Here is a 22,568-nt window from a genome sequence, read left to right as displayed (position 1 = left end):
AGTTGAATAGATGCTTTTCATGTTTATATTTTAAATCTGCGAACCAACTGCTGTAAGGTTTCTGCCATACCTGATAGATCTTGAGCACTTGCGGTTACTTCCTGGAGAGTAGCAACGTTTTCTTCTGTTCCGGCTGCTACTTCTCTGGTTGTTGCAACGCTTTCTTCTGCGATTCCTTTTACTTCGTCAATTGCTTGTACGACATTTGTACTATGCATACTTAGTAGTTCAATGGCACATGAAACGTCAGATACCTTTTCTATTACGTCTCCCATTGACTCTCCAATTAGAGCAAACGCTTTCTTTGCATCCTGACTATATTCGAATCCTTCTGATACTTTGTGAGACTGTTCTTCCATTGCAGATACAGCTAGATCCGTTTCAGATTGGATATAAGAAATCATTTTTGTAATTTGATCAGCTGATTTTTTTGATTCCTCTGCGAGCTTTCTTACTTCGTCTGCAACTACAGCAAATCCCTTGCCATGTTCACCTGCTCTTGCAGCTTCGATTGCCGCATTTAAGGCTAGCAGATTCGTCTGATCTGCAACCGTTGTAATCATATTTAGGATAGAAGTAATTTCATTTGAACGCCTACCTAACTGACGAATGATTTCTGAGGCATTCAAAACACCATCATTAATCAAATTCATTTGGTTAACTACTTTTTCGATAGATAATGCTCCTTGATCTGTAACTTGAAACGTATTATCAGCTGTGACGAGCATTTTTTCACTACTTTTTGTAATCAAACTTATATTGCTAGACATCTCTTCAATTAATGTGTGAATTTTGGTTAAATGTTGCAGTTGCAAATCCATACCCTCTGAGTTTTGTTCAACAATATAAGAAATTTGTTCACTTGCTTGAGTACTGTCCTGCGCACTTGTACTTAGTTGTTCACTACTAGCTGCAACTTGAGCTGATGAATCTCTAACTTGTATAACAACTTCTCTTAATCCAGAAACCATTGAGTTGACAGACTGGATCATTGCCCCAATTTCGTCTTTATTCTTCACTTGAATCTCATCTATAGATAGGTCTCCGCTCGCAACCTTCTCAATTGCCTTAGATGCATGAACAATTGGTTTCGCAATCTGTAAACTTATAATTGTCGCTAGTACTAATGCAACAAGAATCGCAGTTACACTGATCACAATCATTATTGTAACAATTCCATCTATTTTTTTTGTGGTCAAGCTACTTGCATGGTCTAAATGTTTCTCCTGAATAGATAGAAGTTCATTTACTTTTGCATTAAACTGCATACCTAACGTTTGAGCAGTTGATTTTGCTAGGATTAAATAACCTAATTCATCGTTGTCTTTTTTCATTTGTATTTGGTCTTGAGCAAATTTCGAATCATTTGTTGACATTTCCTCAAGAGCAGTTAACGTATCTAATAACTCATTATCAGTGATTGTTGTTTTTAATTTTTTCATAGAGTTATCAAAGCTCTTTACTGCCTCATCATATTCTGTCAGATAGTCAGCCTCTCCAGTGAGTAGGAAGCTCCTTACGGCTGCTGATTTTCTAATCATTTGCTCTTGGAGATTTTTCACTTCTAGCTTTTGACCTACTTCTTCACTTAAGAATGATTGATACGTATTGTTTACTGAATATAGTTGAAAAATCCCAGCACTTGCTACAACTACTAACATAAATAAAACAATAACAAAACTACCTATAATTTTTTTTCGAACAGTGATATTCATGTTTGCTCCCCCATTTATAGGTTGTACTTTATACCTATATTAACAATAGTTCTTTTGATATGGAAGCGTTTTATTTCGAATGAAAAGAAATAGACAAAATCTATTTCTTTTCGTAAGGAGCCATTTGATAAAAATAATTTGGCAATTGAGTGCTATTATCATATTGCTGGTGAAAGATATGGGTTAATGCGGGAGAAACAGGAGGTATTAACCAAGTCCAATTACCTGTTAATTTCCGACTTTTTTCTTTCTCTCTTTCTTCAAACAACTTAAACTGAGCCGCTGCGGTGTGATGGTCAACAATACTTACTCCAGCCTTTTTATAGGAAAATAGAACCGCTCGATTCACTTCAAGTAGTGCACGGTCCTTCCAAAGACTGCTATTTCTAGCCATATCTAATTTCATATGATCAGCAACGATAGGTAACACATTGTATCGGCCTTCATCCGCTAAATTTCGAGCACCAATTTCTGTTCCCATATACCACCCATTAAAAGGAGCTGCTGTGTATTGAATCCCACCAATTTCAAGACGCATATCAGCGATCATCGGTACACCATACCACTTTAATTTTAGGTCTTCAAACCACTCATATTCCGGATGTGAAAGATTGACCTCAAGAACGAGACCCGGAGGAATAGTTTTCCAAATTGGTTTTTCATTATTTACTTGAACCACTAGAGGTAATAGGTCAAAATTTGTATGCTTCCCCTCCCACCCTAACTCTTCACATATCTTTGTAAACGGAATAGAGTGGGGGTCTCCAATCAATCCTTGCTGTGTATCATATCCAGCATATCGAACAAGCTGGTGGTTCCAAATTCTAATGGAGTGTTCCTTTGTTTTTTGTTTGAAAATAGAAATGGTTGGTCTAATATGACCATTGTTGGTTGCAAATTTGATATGCTCGAAAAGAGCATGGATGATCTCATCGGAGTGATGTAAATGACGACAATCTTTAACAACCAAAGACTCCCAAAACAAACGTCCAATACATTTATTACTATTCCTCCATGCCATCTTTGCCCCATGGGAAAGTTCTTCATATGTATGTTCATATGTTCCCGTCTTAAGAATCGAACTTTTAACTTCTTCCACTCTTGTTAATAAAGTAATATGATCTTTTTCTAGTTCTATATAACAAAGAGTGATAAACTCTTCTGCTTTTTGGAGTAAATCTTCATTCAATGCTAATCCCTCACGTTTTTAGTTTACATAATAATATTATCGTAACTTTTGACCTTAATTGAATCTCATTCATTTTAATTGATGTAAAAGCATGGTAAGGAGCGCATCAGAAGTTATCGTTTTAGCCTCTCCACCTCCTTGTGCCTGTTTTTCATTTCCTCCTCCCCTTCCATTGATCACTGGTAAGATTGATTGAGCAAGATTCTTCATATTGATAGCCGACTCTTCTCTTTGACACACAAATTGAAGTTTCCCATTTATCTCTGAAACGAAAAGGACATTGACTTCCGGGTCAAGAGCCAAAACATATCGAGCAACGGTTTGTAGCTCTTGAAGGCCCTTATCTGCAAAACTAGCTTGAACAACTCTATGGTGTTCAACTTTTATTGCTTTTTTTAATAAGTCCTGAGCTTCAAACTGTAATATATTTTCTTGTAGAACCTTTATTTCTTTTTCAAGTGTTTTATTTCTTTCAATGAGTCGGAGGGCAGCAGTCTCTAGTTCATTTTGAGGTGCATGTAAGAGACTTGTTAACTTTGATACAACAGTTGTCTTATCATGAATCTGCTTTCTAACACGGTTACCACATACAAACTCGACCCTTGTTTTTTTCTTTTGTCGTTCAGTACCCAATATAGTAATCGCTTGAACCTCACCTGTACTTTGTGGATGGGTACCTCCGCACCCGTTATAATCAAATTCTGGAATGATTACTAAGCGGATATTTTCTTCAACTGAAAGGGTTTTCCGTAATGGATATTGGCTTACTTCCTCTTTTGAAACCCATTTAGTCTCTATTTTTCTTTGTTCTAGTATGATCTTGTTAGCTAATTCCTCAACTTTTTCCAGTTCGTTAGAAGAGATATTATCTACATTGAGATCAATTGTTACTTTTTCTGACCCAAGATGAAAACTGATGGTTTCATAACCATATAATTCTACAAATGCGGCAGTGAGGATATGCTGTCCAGCATGCTGCTGCATGTGATCAAATCTTCTTTCCCAATCTATATTCCCCTCAACTTTAGAACCAACAGAAATGGAGTCACTTATATAATGTCGAATTTCTCCATTGACTTCTTCGACATTCGAAACTGTCTTTCCGTTAATCGTTCCCGTATCGTATGGTTGCCCTCCACCAGTAGGATAAAAGGCGGTCTCACTTAGTACAATATAATCGTCTTCACTTTTCGTAACAGTTGCTACAAAAGTGGATTGATATACATTTTCATAATATAGTTTTTTTGTCATTTTTATATAACACTCTCTTTCGTTAAGAAATGCTACACCTACTTTATCACAAAAAGAAAAGAGGTAGCTATTTTCTACCTCTCTACTAGTTTTTATCGGTTTCAAATACTCACATCACGTTTTTGAAAATAAACAAACGTTGAGATCATAAACACAATATAATATACAGTAAGAATCAATAGGGAACCATTTAAGCTAATATTATCCAAAATCTTATCTTGGAAGGCAAATACGGTTAAGTCTAGATGTGGAAAAATTAGAAACTTTGCCCAAGTATACTCTTCGGCGAGCATAATAATAAGTCCACCTAATGTAGTTGAAACAAATAGAACAAAAATCCCAACCCCTACTGCTACTGCCTGACTTTTAAAAAGAGTGGACAGCATAAAAGAAATCGTAGTGATCATTAGCAAACTTGGAAGAAAATAGACTGTCTTTAACAGAAACTGCGTTCCAAGTATGGCCTCTTTTTGTCCATCGAGAGTATATTCAAAGAATGGTGTCTGAAAGTCTCCTAGACCAAAAAATAAAATTCCTACAATAAATCCTGAAACAAATAATGTGGCCATTAAAATGATGGCATATAATAAAACCGCAACATATTTTGACAATAAGATTTTCCATCTTTTATGCGGTCTTATGAGCAACTGTTTAATAGTCCCATCTGAAAACTCAGCAGCGACGACCGCACTTGCTACAATAACAGAAAACAAGGTGACAAGTGTTGTTACACCTATAACAACATCGTTCATAAAATGCCAATTGGTTTTTGCCGTTGGATTTATATTTTCTTCAAGAAATCTCTCATTTTGTTTGATTTGATCTTCTAGCCACGTTGGATCTTGGTCGGCGGGAGTTTGCTCAATTTCTAGTTTATACTGAGCATTCTGTGCTTCTAAATTTTCACGCCAGTTCTCATCGGCTTCTCCATTAATTCTTTGATAAATAAATCCACCAATCACCATTGCAATAATTAATATAGAAATATAAATCCAGCTTGCCCGTTTCTCAAAGATTTTTATCATTTCATTTTGAATCAGACCGATCATATCGATAGCTCCTTCTTTTCTTTATTTGTTATCTCAAGGAAGCGATCTTCAAGTGATGCTTTTAAATAAGAAATTTCATATACTTGTAGTCCGTTTGAGACAAATAGCTGATTCGCCTTAGCGACTGTCTCCCGATCCATAGATGCATATATAAAACCCGCTTCTATCTTTCTTCCTTCTCCCAAATTTTGATTTACTAGTAGGTTAAAGGCCTCTTCAGTGTTATCAACCTCAAACATCACATGTTGCTTTGTTTGACTGCCTAGTTGGACTGTTTCATCCATTCGGGAAATATGAGTAAGCCTACCTTTTTCGATAATGGCAAATCGATCACACATGAGTTCCATTTCTGAAAGCAAATGGGATGAGACCAATACAGAAATACCTTGATTCACTAATAATCTTAAATAATCACGAAATTCTCTTATTCCTTGTGGATCAAGTCCGTTCGTTGGTTCATCAAGAATAAGGATGCTTGGACTATGTAATAAAGCTTGGGCTACGCCGAGTCTTTGTCTCATTCCTAGAGAATACGTTCTTACTTTCTGATGGATTGCTTGTTCTAGACCAACCAAACGGATGACCTCATCAAGCCTTTCAACTGAAACATCCTTTGTAGCCATTCTCATATAATGCTTTAGGTTTTTCATACCACTCATATATTTATAAAATTCTGGATTTTCTACAATGGCCCCTATTTCACCCATTGCTTCTTTAAAAGACTGATCTAAATCATGTCCATTTATCACGACATTTCCTTCTGTACGATTAATTAAATGGACGATCATTCGAATGATGGTTGTTTTTCCTGCTCCATTTGGACCAAGTAAACCGAAAATTTCTCCTTTTTCTATTTGGAAAGTTACGTTTTCAACAATCAGTTTCTTCCCTATTTTCTTTGTAAGATTATGAACTTCTAGAGCATATTGAGACATTTTCACCCTTCTTTCTATCCTTTATTTAGAACTTGTAATAGTCTATACGATTGAAATTGAAAAAAGTTACAAATTATAATTTACCTTCCATTGTTCTTCCCTACTCTCTGTTAAAATAATAATAGATTTCAGTTTGAGCAATGAACAAACTACTTCCCGATTACCAACATCTTTTGTATAATTGGAACTTATGGGAACAACAATAAGTTTAGAATATTTTAAAGAGGTTTATTATGAAAATTAGTTCGAAAATCTTTATGGAAAAGCTATCATCCGTTCAAATCATTGTGTTATTTTACGTACTTGCTGTGGTTATATCAACAGTACTTTTAATGCTTCCAATCACATTAAAATCTGGAGAGGACATTTCCTTCATTGATGCATTATTTACTTCTGCTAGTGCGGTAAGTGTTACAGGACTTTCTACCATCTCTATCTCTGAAAAGCTAAGTGTAGCAGGAACATTCATTTTCGCTTTCATTCTTCAATTCGGTGGAATTGGGATTATGACACTAGGCACATTTATTTGGCTCCTAATGGGAAAAAAAATTGGACTTCGTGAACGAAAGTTAATTATGACCGATCAAAATCAGTCCACTCTGTCAGGTCTGGTTCAGTTAATGAGACAAATTCTTTATCTTATCATCTTTATTGAAATAATTGGGAGTGTAGTACTCGGGATTTACTTGGTTAATTACTATCCCAATTGGCAGGAAGCCTTCTTACATGGCTTTTTCATGAGTGTTAGTGCGACCACGAACGCAGGATTTGATATTACCGGTCAGTCCCTGCTTCCATATGCTAATGATTATTTTGTTCAACTCGTTAACATCATACTGTTAATTCTTGGTGCTATCGGTTTTCCTGTTCTAATTGAAGTTCGTCACTTTTTATTTCGTAGAGAAGATAGCCTATTTCGATTTAGTTTATTTTCAAAAATAACAACAACAACTTTTTTCCTTTTAGTTATCGGGGGAACTTTACTCATTATTCTTTTTGAGTATAATCATTTTTTTGCAGGGAAATCTTGGCATGAATCATTTTTTTATGCATTATTCCAATCGGTTACTACTAGAAATGGTGGTTTAGCGACCATGGATGTAAGTGAATTCACAACCCCTACCCTACTACTTTTATGTATTCTCATGTTTATCGGGGCCTCTCCAAGTAGTGTGGGTGGAGGTATACGAACTACCACTTTTGCAATAATGATGTTAAGTATATTTACATATGCAAAAGGTCGAGATACGATAAAAGTATTTAAAAAGGAAATTTTACAAGAAGACATTCTTAAATCATATATTGTCATCACAACGGCAGTTATGATTTGTTCAGCATCTGTCATTATATTGGCTGTTCTAGAGCCTTCAATTGGTTTAATGGAGATTATCTTTGAAGTTAGCTCAGCATTTGGCACAACGGGATTATCAATGGGGATCACAGCAGAATTAAGTACAGCCAGTAAGCTAGTCATTATTTTGGTCATGTTTATTGGTCGTATCGGAATCTTCTCCTTCTTATTCATCATCCGTGGAAACCCAATTAAAGAAAAGTTCCATTATCCAAAGGAACGCATTATTATTGGTTAGTTATAGTAAAAACTCCGTTGCTAAGGCAACGGAGCTTTTTTACACTAATGGTGGAGTTTTCTTTTTTATTTCAATTTGCTTGATTTTATTATCCTCAACTACAAGCATTTCAAAGTGGAGGTGATGGTATTCAAATGTTTCCCCTTCCTCTGGGAAATGCCCCATCTCTTTTAATAAAAATCCAGTTAATACATCTTCATCTTCTGGAATCTTCGTTTTAAACACTTCATTTAATCTTCTTAAGGCTAACTTCCCATTACAAATAATATGAGAGTCCGTTAATTCATCGATCAAAATCTCTTCATTTTCATCCGTCTCATCTTTTATTTCAAGGCCTATCATGGCTTCTATAATATCCTCATTTGTAATAATACCTTTGGTTCCCCCATATTCATCAAGTACAATCGCTAAATGCTTACGTTCTTTTAGCATCATTTTAAATATTTTTTCAATAGAGTGAAATTCAAATACAAATAACGGGGAATTATCTGTGAAATCCTCTAATGATTTATCCGGTTCTACTGACCAAGATAATAGACCCTTCGAATGGAAGACTCCTACTATATTATCCATATTTTCTTTATATACTGGATATCTTGTATATTGATTGTTTATAACTACTTCTCTCGCTTCTTCAAATGTCGAGTCAAAAGGAATCCCTTGTATTTCCATGCGCGGGGTTTTTAATGCATCTCTAACATCTAAGCTATAAAAATCAATAACACCCTTTATACTTTTTGTCTCCTCATTTTGAAATGTACCTTCCGTCGCTGCAATGTCTACCATAGTAATTAACTCTTCCTTTGATATAGACACGCCATCCTTATCTTCTTTTTCTAAAAGCTTAATGACAGCTCTTGTAAATCGTGACAATAGAAACGTTAATGGTTTTAAAATAATCATTATGAACTGAATGACTGGAAATACGAGAAAGGCAATCTTTTCAGCAAAACTTGCAGCAATTGACTTAGGCAATACCTCAGCAAATACAATTAATACAACCGTTAAGATCCCAGTCACAATCCCTACATTCCATCCATACTCAATGGCAATAATGGTTACCAAAGTAGGTAGCATAATATTAGCTATATTGTTACCAATTAATATCGCTGTAATTAATTCGTCCAAATTAGACACCAGTGATAAAAGCTTTTGCGCCTTTTTGTCACCGCTTTCTGCCTTTGTCTTAAGTTTCATTTTATTAACCGCAGTTAATGCAGTTTCACTTCCAGATAGAAAAAAAGACATTAGCAGAAAAAATATAATGGCTATAAACACAAATCATCCTCCAAACAAATCTATGATGAGTATAACATTACCAAATTCCAATTCATTTTGCCACTATCCTGTTATTTCTCATGCCATTGATTTAGCAAAACAAGATTATTATATCAAAAAAAAGAAGCATGAAAACTCATGCTTCTCTCATCTTATTCTTATACCGGTACGCCGACAAAGAACTCATTATAAAGTGCTTTTACGGCATGCTTTTCATCCGCTTCTTTGACACCAAACATCATACTTACTTCAGATGAACCTTGGTTAATCATCTCTATATTCACACCAGCATCGGCAAGTGCCTTCGCAGCTTTTGCTGTTGTTCCAACATTTTGTCTCATACCTTCACCAACAATCATGATTAAAGCCAAATCGTGCTCAACCTTCACTTCATCTGCATTCAACTCTGTGAAAATAAGGTTGACTATACGTTGTTCTGTTTCGTAATCCATTTGATCCTGACGTAAAATAACAGAAATATCATCAATTCCTGACGGAGTATGCTCGTAAGACATTCCATGTTCTTCTAATATTCTTAATAATCTGCTTCCAAAACCGATTTCTCTGTTCATTAAATATTTTCCAACATAAATGCTACAGAACCCTTTATCACTTGCAATACCTGTTACAGGACCATTTTGAACACTGCGCTCATGAACGATTAAAGTCCCTGGTGAAAGCGGGTTATTCGTGTTTTTAACCTGTACTGGAATTCCTGCCCTAAAAGCTGGAATTAATGCTTCATCATGAAATACTGAAAAGCCAGCGTAAGAAAGTTCTCTCATTTCACGGTAAGTGAGTTCTTTTATTTCTTTTGGGTCTTGAACAAGATTTGGATTTACAGAATAAACAGCATCTACGTCTGTAAAATTTTCATACAGATCTGCTTTTATTCCATTCGCTAAGATCGATCCTGTAATATCGGAACCACTTCTCGAAAAAGTTACAACATTTCCAGCCTTTGTATAACCGAAAAATCCAGGGAAGATCAAAATCCCATCTTCTTCTCGTAGTTTATATAAATTGTCATATGATTCCTGTAATACTTGTGCATTTCCTGTCTCATCAGTTACAAACAATCCAGCGTCCTTTGGATTGATGTATTTTGCCTGCACTCCTTTTGATTGAAAGAAATTTGCTACTAATTTTGCATTATTGTCTTCACCGGCCGCTTTAAGTGCCTCCATATAATGGTCTGGATTGGATTTATCTGCAGATAATAAAGAGTGTAAAGTATTTGTAATCTCTTCAGTAATATCTGTTGAGAGATGGAGTTCCTTAACGATGCTATCGTAACGATCGATTATTTGCTCAAGTGTAGCCCTTGTATCTTCACCTTTTAAACCCTGCTCAGCGCATTGTATCAACAAATCTGTCACTTTTATATCATCTGATTTTCTTTTTCCTGGTGCTGATACAACAATTACCTTTCGGCTAGGATCAGCTGTGACGATTTGAAATACTTTTTGTAACTGCTCTCCATTTGCTAAAGATGATCCTCCGAATTTTGCTACTTTCATGTAAACATCCCCTGATAAATAAAATTTATATTTATTATCGCTTCAAAGTAGTAAAGAATCAAGCATTTTTTCCTTATTAGATGGACAAATGTATTTTCAGAGAGGACAATGTAGTTTTTTTATGTTTCTTTTCCTCTGGTGAATGGAAAATGAACTTACGTTTACAATATGTAAAAAGGAGTGAAAGCTATGCACACAAATTTTAAAATCATCCTTCTTAAGTTCATTGTCTGTACAATTATATTTACTATCGCTTTTGACCTGTTCTTTGAAGCTAGGGTTTCCGAAGTCTTATCATTCAGTATTTTGGTCACCATGGTTTCCTATTTCATTGGAGATAAAATAATCTTACCTAGGGTTGGAAACCGTGCCGCTGTTGTAATCGATTTTTTCACTGTTTACACGTTTGTGTGGATTTTTGGAAATATTCTCCTACACAGCTATGAACAGATTGCGTGGGGAAGTATAATAGCAGCAACATTAGTCGGAATATCTGAGGTGTTTGTACATCTATTTCTTTTAGGTCGGTTAGAACCACTGACTCCTACAGAAAGGAAAATACCTTTACGAACCTCTCAGAAGCTAGCCTTTGGGACGGAATTTGCCGAAGAGTCAGATCCGCGCAAGAAAAACTAAAAACGTTACTGCTATAAAGCAGTAACGTCCTTCTATAAATTTCTTGCATGTTATGCATAGTTTTTTTCTTCTAAATGCATAGATAATTTTTTCCTCGCTCGATATAACACAGTTTTGACATTGTTTTGATTAAGGTGTAAAGCTTCGGCAATTTCTTTTTCCTTCAGCCCTTCTACAACTTTTAAATGAAGCACTGATTTTTGATTGGCATTTAGCACACCAAAGGCTTTTGTTATTTCATTCTGTAATAACAAGGAAGTCACTTCTTCTTCCACATTTCTATGAGATGCGACTTCTTGGTAGGTGATTTCAGTTTCAAGTACTTCTTTTCTTCTTTTTTCTTTTCTCACAAAATCAATTGCTGTTCTTGAAGCAATCGAGGATAGCCATGAGCGGAGCTTAGCATCATCAATTATTGTATCTATTTTTCTAAATGCTTTAAAAAACGTTTCTTGTACCACATCCTGTGCTAAATGATAATCCCTTGTGATACCGAAGGCGATATGAAAGAGAAGTTTTTGATGACTAAAACAAATCGTCATCATATCTTCCTTCGATAAATGCTCATTCATGATCACTCCCTCCCTTTCCCCGTAATCAATTTATTTAAACATTTCATTTACAAATATAGGTGCATTGCTCTCGTCAAACGTTCCTAAATATGGGTCCTGTTGATTTTTAAAAATATAGGCGACTACATACGTCTTTTGGCTATCTGGTAAATAAGCATCTTCCGTAATATTCATCAGTTCTTTTATTTGATCTTTCGTTTTGAAAGTTTTGGCGTTTGGATGATTATTCATGTTAGTAAACACTTCATGATTCGAATATCCATCAGGATTAATTTCAAGGTCCTCTTTTTCTAGAACCACAGCATAATCGATGTCCTCCTCCGAGATAAAGGCATTATCAAGCAGTTCTTTCTCAGCTAACCAATCTTCAAGCCTTTTGTAGGTAGCTAAGGCAGGGATATCAGCGTATCCGTAATATTCTTTGCTATTATCCAATGAAAAGGATATATGAGACTGAAAAGATTTTGAGCTATACATCTCTTCATACGTCGAAGCTAAGATATCTTCTTTTATAATTGATAGAAATTCCTTGATATCAGCTTTCTCAGAAATCACGGCACGATCATTTTTATATCCCATTGACTCAATAGTAATCATGTTAATTTCATCCATTGTTAAATTGAATAATGAATAGTTCACCTCTTTATATTCCTTTGATTCATGAATGGGTTTATAATACGCCAAATAATCATCCTTGTTTATTTCATATTCACGAACCAATTTTTTTCCGTTCTTTAACTCGTACACAAAGAAGGCCGTTTCGTTTTGTTCACTTGTTGCTTTTTTACTATCTTTATTGGATAGAATCTGTTTATGCAAATCGTGAACTAATTCAATATTGCTTTTTTCATTTAAGTAGAAGGTGTTTTTTGAATAGCCACTTTCCTCCGGGTTCAAATAAAGATACGGCCCATTACTTAAATGCACCTTTTGGATATCTTCTATTTCTGGAATTCGGTTTTCATAGTTAGTAAGATCAAACTGAAATATACCTATGATTACTATTAAAATACCACCATAGTACAAATAGCCTTTAAGATGACCAAAGACTCTCCATGTTTTATGGAGTAGTATTTCAGCTAGTACATAGCCAAAAAAAGATCCAAACAGATATCCGAAAAATAACCAGCCTTCAGAAAGCTCACGATAGTCACCGAAATAAGCAGCCGCCAATAATGCACAGCAAACAGTCATTCCAAATTTTAAAATTGGTTTTAAGATTGGAAAAATAACAGCTTGTGATACAGATTCCGGTTTCCTTTTTTTATAAAGCGCTAAACTAAGGAAATACAATACTATGGAAATACCTGCATAAATTCCTAAAAGGATCATATTAGAAATATCTTGTATTGCTTCTATCATGGTTAATGGAGATAAATATTGTACTTTTCCATTTAGATGATAACTATCTGGAAAACCAAACATAAAAAACTGTAGATTAAATGCACTTAATACAAATAATCCCACTGGCAGAAGCAGAAAAATATACGATAGAATTCCTTGTACAATTGAAATGCCAGTGATCATACCGATAAACACTGTACTTATATATATGATGGTATTAAAAAGAATTGTCATCCCTAGCCAATAAAAAATAGAGTCAATTTCTACTATAGATTGCAAATTCAAAACACTTCGCTGAACAAAAACAATCATTGCTATTAAGATAACCGGGATGTTCACCATTAACCAACCAGAAAGAGTGTATTGATGGAATATCTTTTCTCTACTTACTGGTAAACTATGAATAAGATCTGAGCTTTGTTTTGACTGCATAAAGTGAAACAAGAACAAGGGCAATAAAACAGGCACGGATACTAGTAAAATATATTGAAGTTCCAGATTGAATTGGAACACATTCGCTGGTTCAAACATCAAACGTTCATTTGTTGTACTCATTAATATTTCAAATGGAATAGCAAACAACAATACAAGAAAATAAATAATAGAAACCCAACCTGAGCTCCTAAGCATTAACTTGAATATCTCAGGGTTAAGCAAAGATGTTTTTGATGGCATATCCGACACCCTCCATTTCATAAATAAAGATTTCTTCTAATGTTAGTGGGAGAATATCAAGAATGACAGGTTGATATTTCATGACTTTATCTACTATTTCCGCTTCTTTTCCTTTAACAATGCAGATAAAGACACTTCCTCTTTTCTCTTGATGTAAAAGTTTGACATCGGTAAATAGATTCTCCGGAACATTTTCCTTGAATGCTACTTGAATTTTATGTGTGTCGGACTTTAAGTCATCCAGTTCCTTCTCAATCATTAGCTCTCCTTTATGCAAAATGCCTATATAATCACAAATATCTTCTACTTCACGCAAATTATGGGACGAGATAAGAACAGTCATTTCCCTTGATGCTACATCTTCAATAATTAAGCTTTTAATATTTTTCCGAACAACTGGATCGAGTCCATCCATAGGCTCGTCTAGAAGAAGGATGTCAGGCATGGTAGACAAGGCTAGAATAAACGCTGCTTGCCTTTGCACACCTTTTGAGAATTTATGAAGTTTTCTTTTTTCATCGATCTTAAATGCATCCACTAGTAATTTATATCTCTCTTGATTCCAGCTATGGTAAATCTTTTCATAAAATTTCCCCATATCAGCTAGTGTGTATTGTGAAAAGAAGAATGGTTGGTCAGGAATAAAGAAAACTCTCTGTTTTATGTAACTATTTTCAAATACTGAGCTCTCATCAACCAATACAGAACCGTGGTCAGGAACATAAATTCCAGCTAAAAGCTTTAATAAAGTTGTTTTCCCCGCTCCATTCGTTCCAAGCAATCCATATATTGATCCCTTTTGAATATGGAGGGTTATATTTTCAACCGCATCGGTTCCTTCAAAGGATTTACTTACCCTACTAAATTGAATCACTCTTGCTCCCTCCCCCTATTGTAGATTCCACTTCCTTTATGATTTCAACGAGTTGATCACTAGTGATTCCAAGATACATAGCTTCTGACAAAAGTTTTATTAGATCCGATTTAATTGTCTTCATTTTTTCACTGTTTTGCTTTGGAGTATCTGGACTCACAAAGCTCCCCTTTCCTTTAATTGAATAAATATATCCTTGAATCTCAAGCTCTCGATAGGCTTTTTGGATGGTATTCGGATTAATCGTCAGTTGCTGCGCCATTACACGAACGGATGGTAGCTGTTCATCCGCTTTCATGACTTCACTAATAATAAGCTCTTTTAACTTGTCAACCAGCTGCTCATATATTGGCTTTCGACTTCTTATATCTAGCTCAAACATGGTCATCCTCCAATCTGTACCTAGTGTACTATTAATCGTAATACAGGTGGTACAGTTGAATTATATTTTAAATGCCCAAAAAATAGAAGGGTTTTTAAAAAAAAAATAAAAAAACACCGTCATTTGGTTAAAATGACGGTGCTTGTAAGGCAATATAACTATGACTTGCTGGATAGTTTCAACACAACTTTCCCAAAATTATGCCCATTCTCTATTCGATATTGGGCTTGCTGAACTTCTTCTAAAGAATAAACTGAATCTATAGCCGGGCGTAATTGATGTTCTTCATACAGTTTCAGCATATTTGTAAAGTCTTTTGGTGAACCCATGGTAGAACCAAGAATATCCAAATGCTTAAAAAATATTTTTGGCATGACAATTTGTGGAATTGGTCCAGCAGTTGCACCAAAGCTAACAATTCTTCCCCCATTATTTGCTACATTGATGAGTTTAGAAAAACTAGAACCTCCCACACTATCAACTATGAGATCTGCGTAACCCATTTGCTCCTTTAATAGTTGATCCCATCTTTCTACTTTATAATTTACACCACCCGAAGCTCCCATGCTTATCGCTTTTTTAATCTTCTCGTCGCTACTAGATGTAACAAATACCTTTGCTTTTACAGCAACAGCCATTTGTAGAAGAAAGGTTGCAACGCCTCCGCCGATTCCAGGGATTAATACAGTCTCTCCTTCTTGTAGTTTTCCTCTTGTAAACAACGCACGGTAGGCAGTTAAACCTCCTAATGGAAGCGCTGCTGCTTCCTCCCAGCTAAGGTAAGCAGGCTTTGAGAATATATTTTCTTTAGGTATTTTTATGTATTCAGCAAAGGTTCCATTTGAAGGAACACCGATAATTTGAAAAGTTTTTGAATAGAAATTTTCATTTTCTCCCCAATTTAATGCTGGATAAATAATGACTTCGGTCCCGTCTTCTAACACCCCAGCCCCATCAGCACCTGGTATTGCCGGTATCTTAATTCCTGGGTATTGTCCCATTCGAACATATATATCACGACGGTTCAAAGCTGACGCCTTCAACTTTACGAGCACTTCATGAGCATTCGGTATCGGCTTCTCCACTTCCTCTAGTCGAAATTGCTCTACTCCTCCTAGTTCACGTAATACGATTGCTCTCATCCATTACCCTCCCCGTTTTTCTATAACTCTACCTTTAGTTTAGCGTTTGACACTTACAGTTTCTACCTTCTTATTTCGAGGTTTTTTATTAATTTCGACTCTACAATCGCAAATAACCAAACTTCCCCTCAGCTTTTGTGGAAAGAACACTAGTTTTGATAGCTTTTGTCTTATGGCAGGAATCTAACTAGTTTCATAGAGAATAATTGTTAATATTGGCACACCACTAAATTTTTATAAGAAAGGAACGTCACTATGATAAATCAAGAAATTACAAGAGCCTATTCTATTCAAGAGGTATCAAAACTACTTGGAATTCCTTCTGGAACCATTAGACAGTGGGAAAAAGATTTAAGTGGACTATTAGTCATTCCGCGGACAAAGCAAGGTGCGCGTTATTATACAAGTGTTGAAATTAAACTTTTAGAAAAAATTTCAGCTATGAGAGCTCAAAATGTGGGCAAGGGGATGATTAGAACTCTTTTAGAGAAACACTTACAATCACCTACAGAATCTGCCTCCGAATCATTCGAAATGGTTTTGGCAACGACAGATGTAGCAGAGACAGAAAAAACAAACGAGCACTCGTTACAATTAACTGACATTCAAGCTAGCCTTCAAATCTTAAAAGATGGTGTGATCCATGAAGTAAGGCGAGAGATGTTAGAACAGCGTTCCATCCTTATGGATGAAATCAAGTACGAATTAGCAAATTCATCTTTACAAACAGTCGTTGATCTTTCAAAGTCCATTCAAAGATCAAACGATAAACGAAAGGCTGATATGCAAGTACTAACAGAAGCGATTCAATCAAATTCGAAATATACCTCTGAAACATTCGGAACCTTATCAGAAACCATTGCGAAACATTCGAAAGCAACCTCTGAAAGCATTGAACAAAAAATAGAGCAAATGAACCAAGCCGTTCAAACAGAAAATGACCAGCTTCTATCATCAGTGTCTCAAACCGTAGCAGATGTCAAAAATGATGTTCGAACAGTTGCCTTTTCTTTGCATGAGGATCAGCAGCAGCTTCGAGAGTCTATTCACGAACTCCAAGAATTTACTAGTCATATTCATCAACGTGAAGAAGGATTTCAAGATTTGGTTTCAGCCTTCCGTGAAGCAGCCGCAGCAAAACCAGTAAAAAAACGCAGCTGGTGGAAACTTTGGGGAGATTAATAGGTGGTTAAAAGACAAAGCATGGGTGAATCCCGCTTTGTCTTTTTTGCCGATGGACACCTGCTTTTATGGATGACCTATACCCTATTCACAACTATATTCCGAATCACTCGAACCCCCTACCTACTCCTCTCGATTCTCTGAAACACCCAGAACTTACTACTTATAAAGTTAATTACCATCCCAAATCCTGTGCATATGACTTTTGCTATTAAAATTGGAAGATGAACCAGGTTGATAAGGAATAGAATCAACACCGACACAAAAATTAAGGTAGCTACATTTGCTACTACATATTTTAAGGGCTCAGAATACTCATTACTTTTATTCTCCTTAAAGGTCCATAAACGATTCATTATAAAACTATTTAGCGTTCCACATCCATATGAGATGATTTGAGACATTAAAATAGGACAACCATTTGTAAGTAACAGGCTAAACACACCAAAATCAACCACCGTATTAATTGCTCCGACAATAGAAAACTTGATAAATTCAATAAATGTCTGATTCCTCATCAATCTCACTACTTTACCCATTTTTCATCCTATTATGTTTCAAAACTAGTCAAATTATTTATACGTAGTTAAAAATTGTTAGAAATAAGTTCTTATCTTATAATTATCTAGGTGGTTATTTTTCAATATAGGAGGAAAATGAATGAGTAAATTATCTGGTTTCATCAGCGGCTGGCTATCGCATAGAAAAGCATTACTTGAATTAATAAAAGTAGTTGACGATGAGCAACTCTCCTTTAAACCGTGGGAAAATGGAATGTCCTTATCGGAGCTTGTCCTTCATATCTCGGGTTCCACTTCAATGTTCGTAAACACAGTGAAGACTGGAGTGTTTGCACCTCCAACAGAAAAGAAGGAAGTTTCTACTGCAAAAGAGCTTATTGAATTTGTTGAAGCTCAGACTGAGTATGCTAAACAAGAGCTGGAAAAATTAACTGACGTACAATTGGAAAGCATCATTGCTTTTGCTGGAATGGACCTACCAGGAAAAGCTGTTTTGGAGCTAGCAAAAGATCATGAAATTCATCATAAAGGACAACTTTTTACATATGTTCGTCTATTAGGACTTGAAGAGGTTCCTTTCTTCATCTATCGTCCATAAAAATAGCAAAAAAGAAGCAGGCCTTTCTTGAAAAAAGGCTTGCTTCTTTTTTACTCTCCTAAATCAACGTTATGATACACACGTTGTACATCTTCTAAATCTTCTAATGCATCAATTAATTTTTCAAATTGTGCTTGAGCTTCTGTGTCTAGGGTAATATCATTTTGAGCGAGCATCGTTAGCTCGGCAACCGTAAATTCTGTAATTCCAGCCTCTTTAAAAGCAACCTGTACAGCATGGAACTGATCGGGTTCAGCATACACAATTACAGTATCTTCTTCTTCCAGAATATCACGTACATCAAGATCTGCTTCCATTAGTAACTCAAGTACCTCATCAGATGTTTTACCTTCAATACCAAATACAGCAGTATTATCAAACATATAAGCAACAGATCCGCTAACTCCCATATTTCCGCCGTTTTTGCCAAACGCAGCACGAACGGTGGAAGCTGTGCGGTTCACGTTATTGGTAAGTGCATCAACAATGATCATTGATCCGCTTGGTCCAAAGCCTTCGTAACGAAGCTCATCATAATTTTCTTCTGCTCCACCTTTAGCTTTATCAATCGCACGGTCAATAATAACTCTTGGTACGTTATACGTTTTCGCACGCTCTAAAACGAATTTAAGCGCCTGGTTTGATTCTGGATCCGGCTCACCTTGTTTAGCTGCTACATAAATTTCTAACGCAAATTTGGAGTAAACTCTACTCGTATTTGCATCCTTAGATGCCTTTTTTTCCTTAATATTGTTCCACTTACGGCCCATAATGAACACTCTCTTTCAACATTATATCTACCTGCCTACTAAATAGGCTTACACTTAATCACATGACATATTATACCGCAACAACTCCAATTACGAAAGAATTATAACGGTGACATTATGTCGGTGACAGACACCCTTCGTGGACACTTCCCCTATTTTTGTCCATCTCAGGTGGACAGTGGTTACTTAGGACAACAAAAAAAGCTGCCGTAGCAGCTCATGTATAATAAAAGCTCTTGGCTCTTATTAATCTCCATCCAACATTCTAAATACGCCACCCAATAAACTACCTTCGTCTTTTCCATTTCCACCAGCCTGCGGAGCTGCGGCAAATACACGGCTCGCTAAACGACTGAATGGTAGAGATTGAATCCAAACGGTTCCCGGTCCACGCAATGTAGCAAAAAACAACCCTTCTCCACCGAATAAAGCTGTTTTAACACCTTTAACCATTTCTATGTTATAATCTACATCCTTCGTCATTGCGACTAGGCAGCCCGTATCGACTCGTAAAACTTCCCCTGGTGTAAGCGTTTTTTGATAAATGGTCCCTCCAGCATGAACAAAGGCCATTCCGTCACCTTCAAGCTTTTGCATGATAAATCCTTCTCCACCGAAAAATCCTGCCCCAATTTTCCTCTGGAATTCAATACCAACGGACACACCTTTTGCTGCTGCTAGAAACGCATCCTTTTGACAAATAATTTTACCCCCTAGCTCACTGAGGTCCATTGGTACTATTTTTCCTGGGTAAGGAGAAGCAAAGGATACATGCTTTTTCCCACTTCCTTGATTCGTGAATGTCGTCATAAACAAGCTTTCGCCAGTAATCATTCTTTTTCCGGCTCCTAGCAATTTCCCCATCAGACCTCCACCTCCGGAAGAACCATCACCAAAGATCGTCTCCATATGAATGTGGTCCTCCATCATCATTAAACTCCCTGCTTCAGCCACAACCGTTTCTCCTGGGTCAAGTTCCACTTCAACAAACTGCATGTCATCTCCATAAATCTTAAAATCAATTTCATGATTATTCATCTACATTTCCTCCAAATTAACTGTTTGGTATTTTCATTCTCGTTCTTATAAAAACTAATAGCCATTTTATATACGAAGAAATTATAAAGAAGTTTCCTATACATACAATTTTTTTGACTTGCTTATGTAGTAGAAACACCCTGCTATCAACCGCTAGCGTTATGCTACAAACAAATTTCCCCTTTAAGAAAAATAATATTACACCAACTGACAGATTGCACGTATTATTTATTATAATTTTCTGACAACAAATGTCTCTATAATACAATTTCCGACACAGAAATCGCAGGAAATGTCAAGTCTTGCGCTTTCCCAAGAAATAATGTATATGATGACAAAAATCTACACTAGGCTACTGCCTTGTCAATTATTTGTGATATTCATACATTATACGGACTAACTTTAAAGGAGAGCTGCCTCAAATGTATCACTACCCTACTTATTTTACAAATGGTTATGTAGTCCCCACTACTTCCATTCATGACTATTATCGGCAACCACCTCAAATTCAAGGTTTCGAAAGAAGATTAGCAACTTTAGAAAGAAAAAATGAAAACCAATCAAAAGAAATTGAACGCCTTAATAGAGAATTAACTCGTCAAATAACAGAAATCACAAGAATGAATAAAGAAATTGGCAGAATAAATCAAGAAATTGTCCGAGTGAACCAAAACGATGAAAAACATACCCGTCGACTAAGTCGATTGAACCAAAGACTTAGAACCGTTGAGAAGCGTCTAAATATCCCCTTTTCCACTCAGGATGAGGAATTTTAATAGTCTATAGGGGAAGATCGTTATTCGGTCTTTCCCCTCTTTGCAATCATCTTTTTAACCCTTTATTATTTTAAATTACGAAATAAATAATTTGAATTTTAAAAATTTTAATCGGAATCAAAGGAAATTCTATTCCAAGGATAACAAAATTAGGTTATATTAGGTTATATCGGAAGTATTCACAAGTATTTATGAGATGGAGTTGAACCAATGTTTGAACGCTACAAAGGTAGATTAACTTCAACTATTGCGTTTTTGATTGGAATGACTACATGGAATATAGTTTTCTATGTAGCAAAAAATTATGAGTATGATCCATGGCTTGACCTTCCTTTCACTTTTACCTTCGCCATAACTGCTTGGTGTCTAGGTTCGTATTTTGACAAATCAAAAGTACTTTTTAAAAAGCTATCAAACAGTGAAGAAAACTACAAAAAACTGTTAGAAACAAATACATATTTATTTAACAACTTGAATCAAGTAGTCTATCAAACGGATCACTTGGGTTGTTTTACAGTGTTGAATCCAGCCTGGGAGACGGTTACTGGCTATTCACCCCTCGAAAGTATTGGGCGCTCCCTATTATTCTATGTGTACCATGAAGACCAAGAATGGATGAATGAACGAGTTATCGAAACGATTAAGCATTCCACTCAAATTGTCCAAGAAGAAGTACGTTTACGTAAGAAAGATGGTGGCTTTGTTTGGATAGAAGTCAACTCTAAATTTAATTTTAACGATAAAGGTAAGCTTATTTCTACGGTTGGAACATTAACGGATATTACCGAATGGAAGCTTTCAGAGTTAAAATTGCTTCAATTAAACGAAGACTTAGCCATACATTCTGACAAGTTAAGTGTCGTAGCAAATATGTCTGCGGCCATTGCCCATGAAGTCAGAAACCCTCTTACCTCCATTTCGGGATTTATTCAGTTATTGAAAGAGCAACGACATCTTCAAAAAGAGTATATTGATGTCATATTTTCAGAGATTGAAAGAATTGAACTAGTATTAAGCGAGATGCTACTTCTATCCAAGCCACAAGTTGTCAATCTTAAAAAGTTTGACATCATTAAAACTTTAGACTATGTTATTGCACTTATCAGCACTAAAGCCAATATGAGTAGCATTGAAATAAAGCTGAAGAAAGATGATAAGCCTATTTGGGTGTATGGGGAAGAAAATCAGATCAAACAAGTTTTTATTAATATTATTAAAAATGCGATTGAAGCCATGCAAAATGGTGGAAAAGTCCACGTAAGTCTTGTGAATGACTGTCAGTTTGTTTCAATTTATTTTTCCGATACTGGATGCGGTATTTCTAAAGACACTCTTGAAAAGATCGGACAACCATTTTACACAACCAAGGAAAAAGGCACCGGTTTAGGTCTAACGACTTGCTTTAAAATCATTGAAAATCATAAAGGTAAAATACATATATCTAGCCAAGTTGGTATCGGAACAACTTTCGAAGTAATTCTCCCACTTACCGAGGCTGAAGTTTCTGCTGTCATATAAGAAAGTACCACTAT

General features: G+C 35.8%; 21 protein-coding genes. 6 read left to right on the top strand and 15 right to left on the bottom strand.

The window, feature by feature from the left end:
- Positions 1-23: 23 nt before the first annotated feature.
- The 5 genes from ACVBAX_RS04085 to ACVBAX_RS04065 form a co-directional block, all read right to left on the bottom strand.
- Positions 24-1,715 (bottom strand): methyl-accepting chemotaxis protein, encoded by a 1,692-nt coding sequence (locus tag ACVBAX_RS04085; protein ID WP_447115972.1) that lies wholly within the window; start codon positions 1,713-1,715, stop codon positions 24-26.
- 100 nt (positions 1,716-1,815) lie between these two features.
- Positions 1,816-2,904: a nitric oxide synthase oxygenase gene (locus tag ACVBAX_RS04080; RefSeq protein WP_447115971.1), complete on the bottom strand. Its 1,089-nt coding sequence runs from the start codon at positions 2,902-2,904 to the stop codon at positions 1,816-1,818.
- Between the two features lie 69 nt (positions 2,905-2,973).
- Positions 2,974-4,155: an alanyl-tRNA editing protein gene (locus ACVBAX_RS04075; RefSeq protein ID WP_447115970.1), complete on the bottom strand. Its 1,182-nt coding sequence runs from the start codon at positions 4,153-4,155 to the stop codon at positions 2,974-2,976.
- A 101-nt stretch (positions 4,156-4,256) separates the two neighbouring features.
- Positions 4,257-5,204, bottom strand: coding sequence for an ABC transporter permease subunit (locus ACVBAX_RS04070; RefSeq protein WP_447115969.1), 948 nt, complete (start codon positions 5,202-5,204; stop codon positions 4,257-4,259).
- Positions 5,201-6,139: an ABC transporter ATP-binding protein gene (locus ACVBAX_RS04065; RefSeq protein ID WP_447115968.1), complete on the bottom strand. Its 939-nt coding sequence runs from the start codon at positions 6,137-6,139 to the stop codon at positions 5,201-5,203. The genes ACVBAX_RS04070 and ACVBAX_RS04065 overlap by 4 nt, the downstream gene beginning before the upstream one ends.
- Positions 6,140-6,372: 233 nt before the next feature.
- Between ACVBAX_RS04065 and ACVBAX_RS04060 the strand changes: the two genes are divergently transcribed.
- Positions 6,373-7,728: a TrkH family potassium uptake protein gene (locus tag ACVBAX_RS04060; RefSeq protein WP_447115967.1), complete on the top strand. Its 1,356-nt coding sequence runs from the start codon at positions 6,373-6,375 to the stop codon at positions 7,726-7,728.
- A gap of 39 nt (positions 7,729-7,767) precedes the next feature.
- Here ACVBAX_RS04060 and ACVBAX_RS04055 read toward each other — a convergent pair whose 3' ends face one another.
- Both ACVBAX_RS04055 and ACVBAX_RS04050 read right to left on the bottom strand, forming a co-directional pair.
- Positions 7,768-9,006, bottom strand: a complete 1,239-nt coding sequence (locus ACVBAX_RS04055) for a hemolysin family protein (protein ID WP_447115966.1) — start codon at positions 9,004-9,006, stop codon at positions 7,768-7,770.
- Positions 9,007-9,164: 158 nt separating this feature from the next.
- The gene (locus tag ACVBAX_RS04050) at positions 9,165-10,526 is read right to left on the bottom strand and encodes an aspartate kinase (RefSeq protein ID WP_430773340.1); all 1,362 of its coding nucleotides are present in this window, start codon (positions 10,524-10,526) and stop codon (positions 9,165-9,167) included.
- A 189-nt stretch (positions 10,527-10,715) separates the two neighbouring features.
- On the opposite strand from ACVBAX_RS04050, the gene ACVBAX_RS04045 reads away from it, so the two are divergent.
- On the top strand, positions 10,716-11,162 hold the full coding sequence (locus ACVBAX_RS04045; protein ID WP_447115965.1) for a YndM family protein: 447 nt from the start codon (positions 10,716-10,718) through the stop codon (positions 11,160-11,162).
- Between the two features lie 50 nt (positions 11,163-11,212).
- Here ACVBAX_RS04045 and ACVBAX_RS04040 read toward each other — a convergent pair whose 3' ends face one another.
- The 5 genes from ACVBAX_RS04040 to ACVBAX_RS04020 all read right to left on the bottom strand — a co-directional run bounded on the left by ACVBAX_RS04040 (position 11,213) and on the right by ACVBAX_RS04020 (position 16,151).
- Positions 11,213-11,734: an RNA polymerase sigma factor gene (locus ACVBAX_RS04040; RefSeq protein WP_447115964.1), complete on the bottom strand. Its 522-nt coding sequence runs from the start codon at positions 11,732-11,734 to the stop codon at positions 11,213-11,215.
- 30 nt (positions 11,735-11,764) lie between these two features.
- A complete protein-coding gene (locus ACVBAX_RS04035) occupies positions 11,765-13,753 on the bottom strand; it encodes a DUF6449 domain-containing protein (protein ID WP_447115963.1) in 1,989 nt (662 codons plus the stop codon).
- Entirely contained in the window at positions 13,728-14,627 is a 900-nt protein-coding gene (locus ACVBAX_RS04030; protein ID WP_447115962.1) for an ABC transporter ATP-binding protein, read from the bottom strand. The genes ACVBAX_RS04035 and ACVBAX_RS04030 overlap by 26 nt, the downstream gene beginning before the upstream one ends.
- A complete protein-coding gene (locus ACVBAX_RS04025) occupies positions 14,614-15,009 on the bottom strand; it encodes a GntR family transcriptional regulator (RefSeq protein ID WP_160547006.1) in 396 nt (131 codons plus the stop codon). Before ACVBAX_RS04025 ends, ACVBAX_RS04030 begins: the two co-directional genes overlap by 14 nt.
- 158 nt (positions 15,010-15,167) lie before the next feature.
- Positions 15,168-16,151: a zinc-binding dehydrogenase gene (locus ACVBAX_RS04020; protein WP_447115961.1), complete on the bottom strand. Its 984-nt coding sequence runs from the start codon at positions 16,149-16,151 to the stop codon at positions 15,168-15,170.
- Positions 16,152-16,406: 255 nt separating this feature from the next.
- Here ACVBAX_RS04020 and ACVBAX_RS04015 point away from each other — a divergent pair, with 255 nt between their 5' ends.
- Positions 16,407-17,333 carry a MerR family transcriptional regulator gene (locus ACVBAX_RS04015; RefSeq protein ID WP_447115960.1) on the top strand — a complete coding sequence of 309 codons (927 nt, stop codon included), beginning with the start codon at positions 16,407-16,409 and terminating at the stop codon, positions 17,331-17,333.
- A 119-nt stretch (positions 17,334-17,452) separates the two neighbouring features.
- On the opposite strand, the gene ACVBAX_RS04010 is transcribed toward ACVBAX_RS04015, so the two are convergent.
- Complete coding sequence (locus tag ACVBAX_RS04010) at positions 17,453-17,872, bottom strand: GtrA family protein (RefSeq protein ID WP_447115959.1); 420 nt, start codon at positions 17,870-17,872, stop codon at positions 17,453-17,455.
- A 121-nt stretch (positions 17,873-17,993) separates the two neighbouring features.
- On the opposite strand from ACVBAX_RS04010, the gene ACVBAX_RS04005 reads away from it, so the two are divergent.
- Complete coding sequence (locus ACVBAX_RS04005) at positions 17,994-18,452, top strand: DinB family protein (RefSeq protein ID WP_447115958.1); 459 nt, start codon at positions 17,994-17,996, stop codon at positions 18,450-18,452.
- Between the two features lie 50 nt (positions 18,453-18,502).
- On the opposite strand, the gene ACVBAX_RS04000 is transcribed toward ACVBAX_RS04005, so the two are convergent.
- Both ACVBAX_RS04000 and ACVBAX_RS03995 read right to left on the bottom strand, forming a co-directional pair.
- The gene (locus tag ACVBAX_RS04000; protein WP_447115957.1) at positions 18,503-19,222 is read right to left on the bottom strand and encodes a YebC/PmpR family DNA-binding transcriptional regulator; all 720 of its coding nucleotides are present in this window, start codon (positions 19,220-19,222) and stop codon (positions 18,503-18,505) included.
- A 246-nt stretch (positions 19,223-19,468) separates the two neighbouring features.
- Complete coding sequence (locus ACVBAX_RS03995; protein ID WP_447115956.1) at positions 19,469-20,260, bottom strand: TIGR00266 family protein; 792 nt, start codon at positions 20,258-20,260, stop codon at positions 19,469-19,471.
- A 422-nt stretch (positions 20,261-20,682) separates the two neighbouring features.
- Here ACVBAX_RS03995 and ACVBAX_RS03990 point away from each other — a divergent pair, with 422 nt between their 5' ends.
- Both ACVBAX_RS03990 and ACVBAX_RS03985 read left to right on the top strand, forming a co-directional pair.
- Positions 20,683-21,036, top strand: a complete 354-nt coding sequence (locus tag ACVBAX_RS03990) for a hypothetical protein (protein ID WP_447115955.1) — start codon at positions 20,683-20,685, stop codon at positions 21,034-21,036.
- Positions 21,037-21,246: 210 nt separating this feature from the next.
- Entirely contained in the window at positions 21,247-22,554 is a 1,308-nt protein-coding gene (locus ACVBAX_RS03985; protein WP_447115954.1) for an ATP-binding protein, read from the top strand.
- Positions 22,555-22,568 lie beyond the last annotated feature (14 nt).

Source organism: Robertmurraya sp. GLU-23, from assembly GCF_052983275.1.
This window is presented reverse-complemented; position numbering and strand designations above follow the sequence as displayed.